At 39.9% G+C, this 16,795-nt stretch carries 14 protein-coding genes; 9 read left to right on the forward strand and 5 right to left on the reverse strand.

Annotation, left to right across the window (positions count from 1 at the left end):
* Window positions 1-12: 12 nt before the first annotated feature.
* Window positions 13-1,596 (reverse strand): replicative DNA helicase, encoded by a 1,584-nt coding sequence (gene dnaB, locus H8B17_RS10185; RefSeq protein WP_190309060.1) that lies wholly within the window; start codon window positions 1,594-1,596, stop codon window positions 13-15.
* A gap of 229 nt (window positions 1,597-1,825) precedes the next feature.
* On the opposite strand from dnaB, the gene H8B17_RS10190 reads away from it, so the two are divergent.
* The 3 genes from H8B17_RS10190 (at window position 1,826) to H8B17_RS10200 (ending at window position 3,498) form a co-directional block, all read left to right on the forward strand.
* Window positions 1,826-2,086 (forward strand): hypothetical protein, encoded by a 261-nt coding sequence (locus H8B17_RS10190; RefSeq protein ID WP_190309061.1) that lies wholly within the window; start codon window positions 1,826-1,828, stop codon window positions 2,084-2,086.
* Between the two features lie 169 nt (window positions 2,087-2,255).
* Window positions 2,256-2,996, forward strand: a complete 741-nt coding sequence (gene ubiE / locus H8B17_RS10195; protein WP_190309062.1) for a bifunctional demethylmenaquinone methyltransferase/2-methoxy-6-polyprenyl-1,4-benzoquinol methylase UbiE — start codon at window positions 2,256-2,258, stop codon at window positions 2,994-2,996.
* Between the two features lie 52 nt (window positions 2,997-3,048).
* Window positions 3,049-3,498 (forward strand): GatB/YqeY domain-containing protein, encoded by a 450-nt coding sequence (locus H8B17_RS10200; RefSeq protein ID WP_190309063.1) that lies wholly within the window; start codon window positions 3,049-3,051, stop codon window positions 3,496-3,498.
* 29 nt (window positions 3,499-3,527) lie between these two features.
* On the opposite strand, the gene H8B17_RS10205 is transcribed toward H8B17_RS10200, so the two are convergent.
* Together H8B17_RS10205 and H8B17_RS10210 are read right to left on the reverse strand one after the other, a co-directional pair.
* On the reverse strand, window positions 3,528-4,493 hold the full coding sequence (locus tag H8B17_RS10205; RefSeq protein WP_190309064.1) for a GNAT family N-acetyltransferase: 966 nt from the start codon (window positions 4,491-4,493) through the stop codon (window positions 3,528-3,530).
* 3 nt (window positions 4,494-4,496) lie between these two features.
* Window positions 4,497-5,333: a 1-acyl-sn-glycerol-3-phosphate acyltransferase gene (locus H8B17_RS10210; RefSeq protein WP_190309065.1), complete on the reverse strand. Its 837-nt coding sequence runs from the start codon at window positions 5,331-5,333 to the stop codon at window positions 4,497-4,499.
* Window positions 5,334-5,527: 194 nt separating this feature from the next.
* Here H8B17_RS10210 and H8B17_RS10215 point away from each other — a divergent pair, with 194 nt between their 5' ends.
* The 6 genes from H8B17_RS10215 to H8B17_RS10240 all read left to right on the forward strand — a co-directional run bounded on the left by H8B17_RS10215 (window position 5,528) and on the right by H8B17_RS10240 (window position 11,967).
* Entirely contained in the window at window positions 5,528-6,190 is a 663-nt protein-coding gene (locus tag H8B17_RS10215) for a CBS domain-containing protein (RefSeq protein ID WP_190309066.1), read from the forward strand.
* Window positions 6,191-6,242: 52 nt separating this feature from the next.
* The gene (locus H8B17_RS10220; RefSeq protein ID WP_190309067.1) at window positions 6,243-7,136 is read left to right on the forward strand and encodes an NAD kinase; all 894 of its coding nucleotides are present in this window, start codon (window positions 6,243-6,245) and stop codon (window positions 7,134-7,136) included.
* 93 nt (window positions 7,137-7,229) lie between these two features.
* Complete coding sequence (locus H8B17_RS10225; protein WP_190309068.1) at window positions 7,230-7,967, forward strand: isoprenyl transferase; 738 nt, start codon at window positions 7,230-7,232, stop codon at window positions 7,965-7,967.
* Window positions 7,968-8,089: 122 nt separating this feature from the next.
* On the forward strand, window positions 8,090-10,678 hold the full coding sequence (bamA, locus tag H8B17_RS10230) for an outer membrane protein assembly factor BamA (protein ID WP_190309069.1): 2,589 nt from the start codon (window positions 8,090-8,092) through the stop codon (window positions 10,676-10,678).
* Window positions 10,679-10,734: 56 nt separating this feature from the next.
* The gene (locus H8B17_RS10235; protein ID WP_190309070.1) at window positions 10,735-11,268 is read left to right on the forward strand and encodes an OmpH family outer membrane protein; all 534 of its coding nucleotides are present in this window, start codon (window positions 10,735-10,737) and stop codon (window positions 11,266-11,268) included.
* Window positions 11,269-11,382: 114 nt separating this feature from the next.
* The gene (locus tag H8B17_RS10240) at window positions 11,383-11,967 is read left to right on the forward strand and encodes an OmpH family outer membrane protein (protein WP_190309071.1); all 585 of its coding nucleotides are present in this window, start codon (window positions 11,383-11,385) and stop codon (window positions 11,965-11,967) included.
* 94 nt (window positions 11,968-12,061) lie between these two features.
* Here H8B17_RS10240 and H8B17_RS10245 read toward each other — a convergent pair whose 3' ends face one another.
* Both H8B17_RS10245 and H8B17_RS10250 read right to left on the reverse strand, forming a co-directional pair.
* On the reverse strand, window positions 12,062-13,693 hold the full coding sequence (locus H8B17_RS10245; RefSeq protein ID WP_190309072.1) for a RagB/SusD family nutrient uptake outer membrane protein: 1,632 nt from the start codon (window positions 13,691-13,693) through the stop codon (window positions 12,062-12,064).
* Window positions 13,694-13,705: 12 nt separating this feature from the next.
* On the reverse strand, window positions 13,706-16,675 hold the full coding sequence (locus H8B17_RS10250; RefSeq protein WP_190309073.1) for a SusC/RagA family TonB-linked outer membrane protein: 2,970 nt from the start codon (window positions 16,673-16,675) through the stop codon (window positions 13,706-13,708).
* Window positions 16,676-16,795 lie beyond the last annotated feature (120 nt).

The following is a 16,795-nucleotide window of genomic DNA, read 5'->3' on the forward strand; positions in this document are numbered from 1 at the left end:
CTTTTTTTCACCCTAAAATGGTGCATCGTCAGGCATATCGTTCATCCGCGAAGGCATCGTAATACCCCCACCGCCGAAACCTCCCGCGCCACCAAACGCGTCAGACGGCCCGATTGCCGAGAAATTATCACCACCTCCTCCAAAAGAATCGGCACCGCCGAAATCCTCTTCCAAATCCACGAACTTCACGTACTTACCGATGAAGCGCAGTGGTACAATACCTGTTTCACCATTCCGGTGTTTCGCAATAATAACCTCACCTACACCGGCCGTAGGACGTCCTTCTTCATCTTCGGTGAGTCCATAATATTCTGGCCGATAAAGAAACAATACCATATCGGCATCCTGCTCAATAGAACCCGACTCCCGCAAATCTGACAACATCGGACGCTTACTGTTTCCAGGCCGGGATTCTACGGCACGGCTTAACTGGGAAAGTGCTAATACCGGAATATTCAATTCCTTGGCAACGGATTTCAACGCACGTGAAATGCTACCAATTTCCTGTTCTCGGTTACCACCACCTTTTCCTTCACTTTTTCCATGCATTAATTGTAGGTAATCCACAATGACCATTTGAATATCATGCTGTGCTTTCAAACGGCGACATTTCGCTCTGAATTCAAAAACATTGAGCGCAGGTGTGTCATCAATGATAAGGGGTGCTTCTGTTAGTCTTCCGATTCGCGAATGCAATTGCTGCCATTCATGGTCAGCTAAATTTCCTTTTTTAAGTTTTTCCTGTTCGATTTCCGTTTCACCGGCTATCAAGCGATTAACTAATTGCACGGATGACATTTCCAATGAGAATACCGCAACCGGCCGTTGATGGTCTACCGCTGCATTTCGTGCGACCGATAATACAAAAGCGGTTTTCCCCATCGCAGGACGTGCAGCAATAATAACCAGGTCAGAAGGCTGCCAACCAGACGTCATGCGGTCTAACGCAGTTAGTCCTGAAGGAATGCCGGTTAATCCGTCCGTACGGTCACGAAGCGCTTCCAAATTGGTGATTGCTTCCCGCATAATATCATCCATCTTTCGCGAATCACGGCGCAAGTTATTTTGTGCGATATCAAATAGTGATTTCTCAGCATGGTCTAATAAGTCAAATATATCCGTCGTTTCGTCGTAAGAATTATTTATAATTTCGGTCGATACTTTAATAAGCTCCCGCTGAATGTATTTTTGGGAAATAATGCGGGCGTGGTATTCAATATTCGCGGCAGAAACAACCCTGTCCGTCAATTGTGTAATATAGTATGCCCCTCCCACCATTTCCAGTGCGCCCATTTTCCTCAACTCGGCTGTCACGGTTAACAGGTCAATGGGTGAAGTCTGCTGAAACAAGTTAAAAATGGCCTCGTATATTTTTTGATGTGCTTCCTTATAGAACGAATCTGGCTTAAGGATATCGATGACCTCACTAAGAGCGTTCTTCTCGAGCATCAGCGCTCCTAACACAGCTTCCTCTAAATCCAATGCCTGCGGAGGCAACTTGCCCAATCCACTGACTAAATTATTAAGGCTAGCCCGTTTCTTAGCAAAGTTCGTTCTGCCCCCCGCATTGTTCGAAAATTCATTCTCTATTGCCATTCCAAAAAAATCCTCTGTTTATTGTTAGTGCTGATTTGTAACGAATAACAAAAATATAAAAAATAAACAGGAAGAATCCAACTATTTGTACACACCTCAATATACTGCAAAAAAAGACCGGTTATAACTCCCTTGCGGATACGGGCTTTCATGCCTACATTTTCCACACCTACTGTTAATAACGTGTAAGCGCTTTAAAAAGTCTCTTTAAAATCAGGGTATTATAGAAATGTTAATAACTAATAGCAATGTTAAAAAACCAACACCTGCGGTGTATCTTAAAGCAAAAATAGGTATATCGACAGCATTCATATTCAGTACCAAACAGTTATACAAAGAAATCATCGCTCTGCGAAAAGCACAGTATTCAACAACACATCTACTCTATACTTCTTTCGGAACGGCTTCAGTTCATATTCGGACGCGCTTCGCCCGTTTACCGAGAATTTACCGAGTAACTACCGGGGATTTACCGGAGATATCACGGTAAATCCCCGGTAAATCCTCGTAAAAAGTACGGTAACCGGGCGAACAAGGTGCGAATAAGGTGCGAATAAGGTGCGAATAAGGTATAAAAAAAGGTACTAACTCCATTCGCAAAAAAAGAGATTTATCCACTATTTTTATGCAAAAGAACAGATAGAACGTATCTTTGCTTTATGGCAAATGACACCCGCACGATAAAACCTTACAAAGCGCAGGAAGGTGGAAAGAAAGAACAAGTAGCGAATATGTTTAACAACATATCCGAAACTTACGATATATTGAATCGGATGATGACCATGGGTATAGATACCATTTGGCGTAAAAAGGCGATTCGATCCTTGCGTAGCATCAATCCACAATTTATCTTGGATGTAGCGACGGGTACGGGTGATTTTGCTCTGGAATCCATTCGAATATTAAATCCTCAAAAAATCATAGGGGTGGATATTTCAGCAGGTATGCTGGATATAGCTCGTAAAAAAATCGAGAAAAAGGGATTGGGAAATCAATTTGAGGTTCAACTTGGCGACTCGGAGAGGCTTCAATTTGACGATAATACATTTGACGCCGTTACCGTTGCTTTCGGTGTTCGAAACTTTGAAAACCTTGAGCAAGGACTTGCTGATATTCGTCGTGTATTAAAACCAGGCGGTAAAGCTGTCATCCTGGAATTATCTAACCCCACTGCCTTTCCTATAAAACAATTGTACCATTTTCATTTTCATAAGTTGACACCCGCATTGGGAAAGCTCATATCTAAAGATTCAAGTGCCTACTCTTATCTTCCCGAATCTGTGGCAAATTTTCCGGATGGGAAACGATTTGCCACCATTACACAGAAGGTAGGTTTTAAGGAAACCAGGGTAAGGCCGCAAACGTTTGGATTTTGCACCATTTACGAATGTACAAAATAATAATTTTCAGTAATACGAAGGCGTCAAACCCTCGATCTATAATTCACACAACATGTCATTAGAACAAAAAATAAACCAGGATATCAAAGTATCCATGATAGCAAAAGATAACGTTAAACTACGTGGTCTACGCGCTATAAAAGCTGCCATACTATTAGCAAAAACCGAAAAGATTCAAGTAGAAGAACTCAGCGAAGACACGGAGATCAAAGTATTGCAAAAACTAGCAAAACAACGCAAGGAATCAGGGGATATCTATAAAAATCAAAATCGGGACGACTTGTACCAAATTGAGATGGAAGAATTACAGGTCATAGAGGAATATCTACCCAAGCAATTAGACCGGTCTGCGGTTGAGCAGGTTATAAAAGATATTATAACAGAGGTAGGTGCGACATCCGTCAAAGAAATGGGGAAAGTAATGGCCGCTGCAAACCAAAAACTTGCCGGACAAGCTGATGGGAAAACCATATCAGAAGTGGTTAAATCACAGTTAAGTTAGTGAAAAAAGAGCAAGGGTACGGATTTACTTTACCCTTGCTCTTTCAACCTTGATCCATCTTTTTTATCACGCTCGTAGGTAATCATGTGTCGTTCTTTTTTAGCCGGATAGACATCCGCTAACGTAATCATGATACCCGTTTCTTCTACCTCTCCAAACTCATCGTTCAATGCTGTGCCAAACGTACGCATCGTCGGTGACAAATTCATATAAGTATTAATAAGTGGTGGAATATTTTCACCTAACTCCCTAACTTTTGTGTTGAGTAATTTATATCCTTCTTTATAAGTTAGGTTATCAAACATGCCTATAAAAGAGGTAATATCTGTTTTATATTTTAAATTAAGGTGTTCAAAGGGAACAACTAATTGATCTTTATCCGGAAAATAATGCTCCATAAAATAGATCAACAAATCACGTGCGGTTTCATTATAGTGTGGATACATAGTGACTTTCCCGAACAGATACTTGACGTCGGGATTAATAACGACCAACGCTCCTAACCCGTCCCAGAGATTATCTAAAGAAAATAATCCTTTTCGATTATCTATCGACGGTTGAAACCGCGGCTGTACCCATGAACGGCCAAGTTCTAATGTATAAGGTAGAAATTCCTTTTTAAATTTATCGGAAAAATGGAAGTAATGTGCCGTAGAGAGATGAAGATCTCCATTTTTATCTACAGCATCTAAACACTTGATAACTCGGTATCCAGCTATAATTTCCTCCTCCTCAGGGTTCCACGCAATAAGCTGGTCGTAGTTAAATTCACTTGTATCATTTTCGTCAATATCCAAGGGCAGCCCTGTTCCGCCTCCAGCTCCTCGAAAGGTAACTTCCCGCAGACGACCAATTTCACGCATAATGTGGGGAGCTGTATGATAGTTGATTAAATAAACCTCATTATTTCCATTATTGGTATAACGGACAAAAGCATCTGGTGTCAATTCCGCTTTGATTAATGCTCTATCTACCGGTGGTATAATCTCCTGCATATATTATTTTTTGTCTCCCATTCTGTATACTATCTCCCTCACATGGTGTGCCCATTCACGTTCGTTTTTGGAGCTATCAAATTCCTGAAAAGGAATCCGTTCTCCGACACGAATAGTTACCGTATGGTTTCGTTGTGAAAACATCTCGTCCGGCAAATATAACATCTCTATGTTTACTTTTAATCCTATTTTTTGTCTTAGTCTAGCTAAATTATAGAAAAAATTAGAATTTTTACCATCAATATAAACGGGCACGATGTCTCTTTTATATTTTTTTGATTTCGATATAAAACTCTTCTTCCATTCTAAATCGGCAATCTTTCCTCCTATCTTGCGTGAAACCAAACCTGCCGGGAAGACCAATAATGCATTATCAGAGGCATAAGCCTGATCGATTGCTAAAATACCACTCTTTGCTTGCCCTCCTATTTTATTCACCGGAACAAAAAGAGGTTCCAAATTTCGGACATTCATCAATATGTCATTTACCAGAAATTTGACGTCACGTCGATACCGCCCTATCGCCTGCATGATGGCGATGCCATCCAATCCGCCAAGGGGATGATTTGAAGCAAATATGACACTATCATCTACCGGAATATTCTCTACACCCTCCACCATCACTTTCACGCCTAAATCCGCTATTAACGCGTCAACGAAATCTAACCCATATAAATCCCGAAATCTGGTCATAATATCGTTAATCTCTTCTTCATGGATCACGCGCTCTAGGTAACTTATTAACGGGCTAGGAATCCATTTGGCCAGTTTTGGGCTTTTTTTTCTAATTACTTCACGAATCTGAATAAACTTTACCTGCTCTTCTTCTTCTCTGGCCATTTATTTTCTAATAAGTTTCGTGTTTTGCATCATTATCGGCGTAAAAATAATAAATTTAAATTTTATTGATGTAAAAAGTTATTTACATAAATGGTATACGGGATAACGGTAATATTGCTAATTTAGCATATAATTAAACAAGGCTAGTAAAAACGCTTTTAAGTTTTCTTTGTTTAAGTTTAAAACAGTTCATCATGTATATAGGTGAAATTCTAACAAAGAACTATTTTGACGTCCAATCCGACGATAGCATCGGGTTTGCATTAGATAAGATGAGCGAACTGCATACTTCACAAGTTTCGGTTGTCGACGAACAGGACTTATTGGGCATTCTCACAGAAGATCATTTGCTTTCTGCGCATGATGAAACGCAGTCCTTGAATAGCTTAATGGTGTCGTTACGTTTTTTGTATCTATACGAATATCAACACGTTTACGATGCCCTCCAGTATATGGACGCACATCAATTAGAAATCCTCCCTATTTTAGATAAAGAGAACGCTTATATTGGAGTCGTGACGTCGACAGACTTATTATCTGCCATCAACGAAACATTGGGTAACAAGGATACGGGAGCAATAATTGTATTAGAACTCGGAAAAAACGATATATCGTTTTCACACATCGCCCATATTTTTGAAGCGGAAAACATACGCATCCTCAATACAGCCGTTCGTGACATTCCAGACACCACGAAGATGGAAATGACAATTAAAGTAGATAAAAAAAATATTTCGACCGTCGTTGCCTCTTTGTGGCGTTTCGATTATGTGGTCAAAGCGACATTCAACGATGGCAGTCAAGATTCAGATATTAAGGAACGCTATGACATCTTAATGAATTACTTAAATCTATAAAACTCGCCGTAATTTTAGCATCTTTGCATAAGTTTTGATAAAACCGCTTTTTATGCAACAAAAATCCATCGCTATATATGGCAGGGCTTTCAATTCATCCGTTGTTCCCTATGTCGAACAATTGTTTTCCTATTTGAAAGAAAAAGACATCACTATTTATATATATTCTGATTTTTACGATTTTTTGAATGGACATTTAACCTGTCCCGATTCCTTCCTTCGATATTATAGCCACAACGATCTTCCCAAAGACATTTTATTTCTATTAAGTCTTGGTGGTGATGGCACGATGCTTTCCGCCGTGTCGCAAGTTCGGGATTCAGGTATTCCGATTGCCGGAATTAATTTCGGACGCCTCGGTTTTTTAGCATCTATTCATAAGACAAAGATAATCCAAGCACTCGACGATATCCTAGCAGGACGCTATACATTACAAGCCCGGGACTTGCTAGAAGTAGGCAGCGATCAGCAAGGAATTTTCGGAGATACTAATTTCGCGTTAAATGATATTACCGTTTTTCGCCACGACACATCGTCTATGATCACGATCAATGTAGCATTGAATGGTGAAATTTTGAATTCGTATTGGGCTGATGGTATTATCATTGCTACGCCAACGGGCTCTACGGCATATTCCCTAAGCTGCGGCGGTCCTATTATCATGCCAGGAAGTGGCAATTTCGTCATCACTCCAGTTGCTCCACATAATTTAAATGTACGACCAATTGTTATCTCGGCGGATAGCGAACTTGAATTAGAGATTGAAAGTAGAACTGACAAATATATCCTCAGTTGTGACTCCCAGAACGAGACATTGAACACCACCACTAAACTGCGTATTAAACGCGCATCTTTCCGTGTGCACCTTATCCGCTTAGCTTCCGATAGCTTTTTTGGTACCCTACGTGAAAAATTGCTTTGGGGATTGGACGTGAGAAACTATTAACAATATATTTTAACACAATTTAATACCTCCATATTGCGCTAAAACGTCTATCTTTACGCCATAAAACCCGTATAAGGAAGCCCGATAAAAGAAATGAATTTCAAACAAAAGATAAATCCGAAAGCATTACCTCAACACGTAGCTATTATTATGGATGGAAACGGCAGGTGGGCAAAAGGCTTTGGAAAGTTACGTATCTTCGGCCACCAGAATGGTGTAACCGCTGTTCGGGAAGCATTGGAGGGCTGTATAGAAATTGGTGTACCCTATTTGACACTCTATGCCTTCTCATCGGAAAACTGGAACAGGCCAAAGATAGAAGTTAACGCATTGATGGAACTGCTGGTAGATACGCTGGCAAAAGAAACCAAAACCTTTTTGGAAAATGATATTCGTTTAAACGCTATAGGCAGTATTAGTGATTTACCACAAAACTGTCAAACGAAATTGGAAGACACGATAACATTAACAAAAAACAACAGCCGGTGTGTACTCACGCTCGCATTAAGCTACGGTGCTCGAGCGGAAATTATTGATGCGACGAAGTCTATCGCTAAACAAGTCGCGGAGGGCAAATTGAACCTGGAAGACATAGACGAAAAGGTATTCCGTAACAATCTGTATACTGCCGAGATACCTGACCCGGATCTAATGATCAGAACAAGTGGTGAACAGCGGATCAGCAATTATCTTCTCTACCAAATGGCGTATACAGAATTTTGCTTCCTACAGAAAATGTGGCCGGAATTTAAACGTGACGACCTCTTCGAAGCGATTTATAATTATCAGCAAAGAGAAAGAAGATATGGTAAAACAAGCGAACAGCTATAATATTAAATTTATTACCTTTGCATCATCAATTTGGAGCCTAATTAAAAGGCTGGTTATTATTATTTCTTTTAACAAAAATTAACAAGAGATTGGTGTACTTTAGCACCGAGAAAATAGAATAAATGAAGCGCTTACTATATTTAATAACATTTACACTAGTTTTCGGGGGGCAACCTTTACTCGCTCAAATCCAAGGAAACAACCCGATTAACCTAAACGACCCTGATGATATCAGCTATTTAGATCCTAAAAATTACATCATCGGCGGCGTACGGGTTTCCGGTACAGAGTACTTGGACAACGATGTATTGATTACTATTTCTAAATTAGTTGTAGGTCAATATATCGAAATTCCTAGTGAAGAAACAGCCAATGTTATCAAAACCTTAATGGCGCAAAATTTATTTGATGATGTACAGTTATATGCGGAAAGATTTGAGGGGGAGAATGTTTATTTGGAGATCCGTGTGCGCGAGCGTCCACGTCTTACACGCATTGAGATTGATGGACTTAAAAAGGGCGAAAAAGAGGAAGTACAAAAGCGTTTAAATACCAGCTCGGGTAGGATAGTTAACGAAAACTTATTAAAAACCACCCGATCGACGATCCAAAAATTTCTTCGTGAAAAGTCTTTTCTTTATCCTGAAATAGAAATATCCACAAAAAAGGACAGCGCAGAAACAAACAACGAAATTGTTTTTGTCAATGTCACAAAGAACAAAAAAATCAAAGTTCATCGTGTATATTTTGATGGAAATGAAGAATTTTCAGATCGGCAGCTACGCAAGTACTTAAAAGGGGTAAAACCACGTCGGTGGTACCGTATTTTCGGACCGGGAAAATTCAAAGACGACAAATATAAAGAAGCAAAAGAAAACCTAATTGCCAAGATGCAAGATAAAGGCTATCGAGATGCCCAAATTCTTGTGGATAGCATTTCGCGTTATGACAATAATGAAGTTGACGTACATATCAATCTTCACGAAGGTCCCCGTTATTATATGGGTGATATTCAATGGTCTGGAAACTCGAAATATACAGACTCCGTACTGAATTTGTTGTTGGGCATTGAAAAAGGAAATGTATATAGTGAGGAAAAATTAACCACCAAACTTCAAGGACCAACTCGAAATAGTGACGACATCAGTGCACTCTATCAGAACGATGGCTATCTTACTTTTGGTGTCCAGCCCATTATTAAACGTATCTATAACGATACCGTCGATGTAGAGATCGTAATAAGTGAGGGGAAACAGTTCACTATTAATAATGTTATTGTCAAAGGAAACGATGTCACCAATGACCGTGTCGTATTACGTTCCATCTATTCCAAACCCGGACAAAAATATTCACGGGAGCTGATTATGCGTAGTATCCGCGAAATCTCGCAATTGGGCATGTTTGACGAACAGAAGATTCAACCTGACATTCCGCAATCCTCCATGAATTATGAGGAGGGAACCACCGACATTGTGTTCAATGTCGCAGAAAAACCCTCTGATCAGGTAGAGCTTTCAGGAGGATATGGTGCTGGGCAAGTAATCGGCACATTGGGATTAACATTCAACAATTTTTCGACAAGTAATTTCTTCAAAAAAGACGCCTGGAAACCCCTTCCCCGAGGCGATGGGCAAAAGTTAAGTATCCGTGGTCAGACGTCAGGGAAAAGATATCAATCGTATAGTTTCTCTTTTTCAGAACCATGGTTAGGCGGTAAGAAACCAATTTATTTTGGTCTGAGTGCTTACACGTCTAACTCATCATATGGTGGATTTGATTACTTTACCGGTCGTCAAATGGTCTCAGATGATCAACTCAGCCGTATTTGGATGACTGGGGTAACTGCAACTTTAGGTAAACGCCTACAATGGCCGGACAATTACTTCCAAGTCAATACGTCATTGTCTTTCCAACGTTACAAATTACAAAACTATGGCGGCTACTTCTTATTTGATAATGGTACTGCCTATAATATGAACATCACGCAGGAAATCAGTCGAAATTCGGTAGATGCGCCCATCTATCCTACTTCCGGTTCACATTTTAAATTTTCTGTGCAGTTAACACCGCCATACTCTGCTTGGAACAGTATCGATTATCAAAACGCACCGAGCGAAGTGAAATATAAGTGGACTGAGTACCATAAATGGAAGTTTGATAGCCAGTGGTACACAAGAATTGTAGGGAAATTAGTTTTGAAAAGCCAAGCTCAGTTCGGTTATTTGGGTAACTATACAAATAGAACAGAGACCTCTACATTCGAACGCTTTAAGCTCGGTGGAGACGGGATGATGGGCTTTGACTTTTTACAGGGTTCGGAAATTATTGCCATGCGAGGTTATGCTAATGGTACCATTATTCCAGAATCCACGGGATCGCAGAATAACGGTATAAACAGAGCTATCAATTCTGGTAGCCCTATCTATGCAAAATATCAATTAGAACTTCGCCACCCTGTTATGCTGAATGAACAGGCAACCGTATTTGTTCTCGCGTTTGCTGAGGCAGGGAATACTTGGAATAAATTTAGTGAGGTTAACCCTCTTAAAATGCGTCGTTCGGCTGGTATAGGTGCACGTATTTTTCTACCTATTTTTGGCATGTTGGGGATCGATTATGGCCATGCCTTCGATCCGATTCCGGGCTTACAGTCTAGTCAATGGAAACAGAACTTCACATTCAGCATATTACAAAACATGGGAGGATTTTAAACTTTTTGGAACTATTATTGTCCTAAAATTTAGAGAAATAAGTAATTTGAAAATATATGAAAAAGGTAATATTTATCGTCAGTTTGATTGTAGCTTCAGTAACCCTAGCTTCCGCTCAGCGTTTGGCGTATGTAGATTCTGAATATATTTTAAAACATATCCCGGAATACACCGCTGCACAAAAACAATTGGATAACCTTTCCAGTACATGGCAAACGGAGGTCGATAAACAATACGAGGAAATTGAAAAACTGTACCAAGCTTATCAAAATGACCAAGTGCTATTAAATGAAGATATGCGCCGTCGTAGAGAAGATGAAATTGTAAATAAAGAAAAACAAGTAAAAGATTTTCAACGTCAAAAATTTGGCTTTGAGGGCGATCTATACAAAGAAAGAATCCGTTTAATACAACCTATCCAAGATCGGGTATCAAATGCGATACAGGAATTGGCTAAAAGTGAAAGTTTGGATTTGATTCTGGATAAAGGTAGCGAAGTCGCCATTCTATTTGCTAATCCCAGCTTAGATAAAAGTAATGACATCGTTACAAAATTAGGTTTGAAACCGAATCCAAGCCTAGCGAATTAATTTTTTTATTATACTTGTAGCAAGAAATTGCAATTAATTATTAACGTATATTTATAAAACAAAAAAGTGTTTTGGTTGATAAAAGAGAACCAAAAAATGATTAAAATGAGAAGAATGAAAAATTTATTTAGAAGTGTAGCTTTAGTAGCGGTGGTATTTTTGGGCTTACAACAGGTAAATGCTCAACAAAAGATTGGTCATATCAATGCCGATGAAATTTTTCAGTTAACTCCTGAATTTAAAACGGCAAATGATCAGTTAAGAACATTGAACGAGACGAAAACACAAGAATTACAGGGGATGTATGCTGAGTTTCAAAAGAAACAAACCGAAGCTAACGAAAAATACAGAAGCCGGAGTGAGGCAAACAAAGAAACCATTGATGCAGAACTACAGGTATTAGGAGAGGAGCTTCAAAACATCGAACAGCGTATACAAGAAGTACAACGTGTCGCACAAGAAGATATGAGTAAAAAGCAACAAGAGCTTTTGACCCCTATCCAGACCAAGGTTATGACCGCTATCAATGCTGTAGCTAAAGAAAAAGGATATGCTTACGTATTGGATACTTCATCCGGAAATGTTATTTACTTCCAAGGTGGAGAAGATATATCGATGGACGTACGTACAAAACTAGGTATTAGCCCAGATGCTAAACCGGTGACACCCGCAGTACCTACTACGGAACAGCCACAGTAAAACCCTGTTTCACAAAATAGCAAAAGGAGACCAATGGTCTCCTTTTGCTATTTTGTGATTTTATGTATCCATTCGGACACTTGTTATTGCGGTTTTATTGATAACCTTCATTTTGTCTAAACTCCTCTTTATTGAAAATCGCATCAAGCTGTTCTTGCGGAATCGGTCGGACGACATGATGGTTCTGCAAAGTCGGTCCAACATCTGGATTATTGTTTTTTACTCTGTCGAATAATTTACCTGTACGTTTTAGATCGAACCAACGGATCTGTTCGCCAGCAAACTCTCTAGCCCGTTCATCCAAGATAAAATCAAGCGTTATTTGCGATGGAACAACCTTCATTTGTTCTTCAAACCCCGGTTTCGCAGCTCTCTCACGAACAATATTTACCCAGTACGCTGCAGAATCCAGATTCCCTAATTTCAATTGGGCTTCTGCTGCATTTAAATACAATTCCGCCAAACGTATCACAAATACATCCCGCGCACTTTGCGCTTCATTAGCAGACGCTCTCGTGTTATCTAAAAATTTACAGAGTGTAGGATATCTCAGCTGATCCTTAACTTTACCATCTGTTTGATACATATAATTCCGATCATATATTTTGTATGCTTTACCTGACGAATTTATCGCTTTTCTGGTTGTATACACCGCAGTATCTCCCAATGCTAAATTGCCAATTGGATTATTAACATAGAAAACTTCCTTAAAACTTCCCTCATATCGCTCGTCGCCCGCGGGAAATAGATCCAATAAAAATCGTGTAGGCATATACCGATTGAAGGGTCTGCCATTTTCGGTATCCCGCATCATGCCTGTCTCGGTATCATATTTCATAATAAACATCAAGTGTCCATTATTGCTTCCACGGCTATGTCCCAACGGATTAAGGATTTCATCTTCTTTATCGTTTAATGCTAAATTTGTCGAATAATTGACGGCGTATATCACCTCATTATTTTTAAGATTCGACATATCCCAGAGATCTGCGTATTTTTCCTCCAATTCGAAACCAAAATTCCCATTGATAACCGATGTGGCGTATTGATTTGCTTTTTGGTCATTGCCTATCGTCAAATACACTCGGGATAGAAACGCTCTTGCAGCTGGATTAGTTACCCGTCCATAGTCTGACGTCGTATTAGGTAAATACTGTATAGAAAGCAACAAATCTTCTTCTATTAGCTTATAAAAATCTTCTATTGCGGATTTATTAGCTGTTGTTACAATACCGCTTGTTTCTTCTATGGATAGATGTACCCCTCCCCATGTTTCCACAATATGCCAATAATAAAATGCTCGTAAAAAGTGTAACTCTGCCAAGCGTATGTTCTTCAGGTCCTCCTCAAAGCCAGCACCATCTATTCTGGAGATACCGGCATTACAAATATTCACGGCAGCATATAACGCTTTCCACTCCGTTTCTATAGCGCCATTATTACCTTGCAGGTTTATATACTTTGTCAGATCAGGGTAGATATCCCCTGCCCCACTCATCCACAGGTCAGTTCCCATTTCAGACAAACTATATCCCTCTTCTTTCCCATACCACCAACGTTGATAAGAATACGCTGCATTTATCAAGGTTTCGAATCCCTGAGGGGTATTATACACCGTTTCCGACGTAATACCACTTGGATTATACTCTTCTATCATATCGCTACAGGACATCGTTACACTCAACAGTAAAGCTCCTGCAATCCATTTAAAAACTATATTTTTCATATTTTTTACTTTTTAAAACCCAATATTTAAACCAAAAACAAATAACTTCGTCATTGGAAAATTCTCCGATCCTCCGCGTTCTGGGTCATATTCTTTTAATTCCTTTGCTTTTGTCCATGTAAACGGATTTCGAGCAGTTCCATAAATACGCAAACTTCTCACTAGACCTGATTTTAAAATCGAGTTGTCGAAAGTATAACCTAACGACAGATTACGTACGCGGATAAACGAACCATTCACATGGCCTAACGTACTCGTGTATAACATACTGCTAAGTGATGATCCAGAATTTGGTCTCGGATAGGCGTTCGTAGGATTTTCTGGTGTCCAATAATCGATAGCAGCCGTACTTTGTCCTAATCCCTGCGGGTCATATCGTCTCAAGAAATCCGGACGGACCATCTGACCCCACCTGGCAAACACATACACATTTAAATCAAAACCCTTGTAAGTAAAGGTATTATCCCATCCTGCCAACCAATTCGGCCGCGGTGTTCCAAGAATGATACGATCAGCTGACGCATCGATCTTCCCATCTTTGTTGATATCTCTCACTCGAATATCTCCAGGTTCTTGTCCCCATTTCGCGGCTTCCTCTTCTTCTCCTAGTTGCCATATACCGACCTTATCATAGTCATAGAATACAACCGTTGGTTGGCCAATGAACCATCCATTACCAATATCATCGTCCTTTGTGACAAGTTCTATAATTTCTTCCTTATTGCTGGTGAAGGATAGTGCTGAGTTCCATTTGAACGCTTTTCCTTGTATTACATTGGCATTCAATGCGATTTCAATACCTCTATTACGCGTTTTTCCGACATTCTGAATGACAGAAGTTACGCCTGTTGTAGGCGGTAAGCCACGTTCGAGCAAAAGATCGGTCGTCCGAGAATCGTACAGATCAATCGAAGCGTTAAACCTATTTTGTAAAAACCCAAAATCCACTCCTACATTGGTTGTCGCCGTAATTTCCCAACCCAAACCATAATTACCTATTCGTGGTGAAAACGTATACCCTGTGGCTTGTTCATCATCCCATGCAAACGCCACACGAGTTAAAGTATTTTGCGTCGAATAAGGGTCTACCGCATAGTTTCCCGCCTTTCCATAACTAGCTCGTAACTTTAATTCACTAAATGTATTTTGATTCGTCATAAAATCTTCATCTACTATACGCCATGCTGCCGCAACAGATGGGAAGAAAGCCCATTTTCTTCCCTGTGCTAATATAGAAGAACCATCCGTACGGCCTGTAGCAGTTAACAAATATTTCCCTTTATAAGCATAGTTAAGACGGCCGGCGAACGAAACCAGGTTATTCATTGAATACATTGTATTTGTTGCCAGATTTCTGCCTGCATTACCCAAAGCATAAAACAATTGACCATCTAATAATAATTCCTCCCCAGAGGCATTGATATTATCTGACCTATTCCATAGAAAACTGTTAACTGCCGTGATGGTAAAACTATGATCCTCTATTTCTTTTTGGTAAGACAGCACATTTTCCATATTAATGAGATAACTATTTTCCGCATCGTAAGTCGCTTTCGAGAACGAACCGTTGCGGTCGATGGTATAGGATCCGGCATAAGATCCATCTCTCGTATTCGTAAACGTAACACCTAATGTGGATCTTCCCGAGAACCCCTTCCAGTTTGTAAGCTCTACATAGGCGTTCGTTAGGGTTCTCGTTATGTTTCCTTCAGCCTTATAAGCATTTGGTTCCATATCGGCTAAAGGGCTAATAGCCGAACCGCTAAGAGGATACATAATCAAATCACCTGCATCGTCATATACCCGGCCTAGGGGATTAATTTTATTGGCCTGATTTAACGGGTCTCTTCGTTTATCAATTTCGTATCGCGTCACTTGCGACTGCATACCGGCTTTGAAAAAGTCTCCCAATTTTTGATCGATATTCAAACGTCCTCCAAAACGGTTCGTCATATCCATATCGAAAATTCCCCGCTCATTTAAATAATCTCCACTAAAATATACCGTGGTCTTATCGTTACCTGCATTAATACTGACTTGATAGTTTTGTTGCATACCGTCTTTCACCAACAAATCAAAATAATCGATATAATCATTATTGCGAATGGCTTCCAATTCTGCATCATTAAACGCATTCTTATCGTCTGCCTCAGAACTCCATCTACCTGTGGCACGATACGCTTCTCGCCTTAATTTGACCCACTGGTCTATATTCATCACGCTGGGATACCGATCAACTTTAGATACCCCCGCATAAGAATTAACATCGATACGCGCCCGACCGGCTTTTCCTCTCTTTGTAGAAACAATAACCACCCCATTAGCTCCTCTTGACCCGTAAATTGCTGTCGAAGAAGCATCTTTCAATATTTCCATCGACTCTATATCATTCGGATTAATATCCTGAATATTACTATACTGAACACCATCTACAATAAATAAAGGACCATTTTGTGCCGTAATAGATCGATTACCTCTTACGGTCATAGAAACTCCTGAGGATGCCGAGCCATTACTTCGTGTAATATCTACGCCCGGCACTTTCCCTTGGATAGATTCAATGATATTGGCAGAAGGTACTTTTGCTATTTCCTCTCCCTTCACGGAAACGACTGACCCCGTCAAATCGCGCTTCTTCACTGTTCCATACCCCACCACAATAATCTCATCCAATGAAGTATTTTCTTTTGTCAAGACAACTGTAGATAAGGCAGTCCCATTGTATTCTACTTGGTTAGTTACGTATCCAACTAAGGTAAATTTAACTTTTCCCGCAGCTTCGCTTACCATTAATCGAAACCGCCCCGATTCATCTGTCGACGTTGAGGCGTCGCTTGCGGCTCCCTCAAATCGGATCGTAACGCCCGCTAAGGGTGAACTTGACTGGGCATCCACCACCGTACCCGTGATTTCCGTTTGCTGGGCATGACCTTTCCATACACTGAGAAATAGTATACACATCAAAAATAGTTTTTCTCTCATATTGACTTTTTTTGGTTTATAAAAAACAATGAAATGCAATCGGTTGCATATACACGCAATTTAAACCAGATAACTCAATTATCAAAAAAAAGTTACGCAAACGTTGCCGAAGTCACCACA

It is taken from the genome of Sphingobacterium arenae (assembly GCF_014692505.1).
Taxonomy (GTDB): domain Bacteria; phylum Bacteroidota; class Bacteroidia; order Sphingobacteriales; family Sphingobacteriaceae; genus Sphingobacterium; species Sphingobacterium arenae.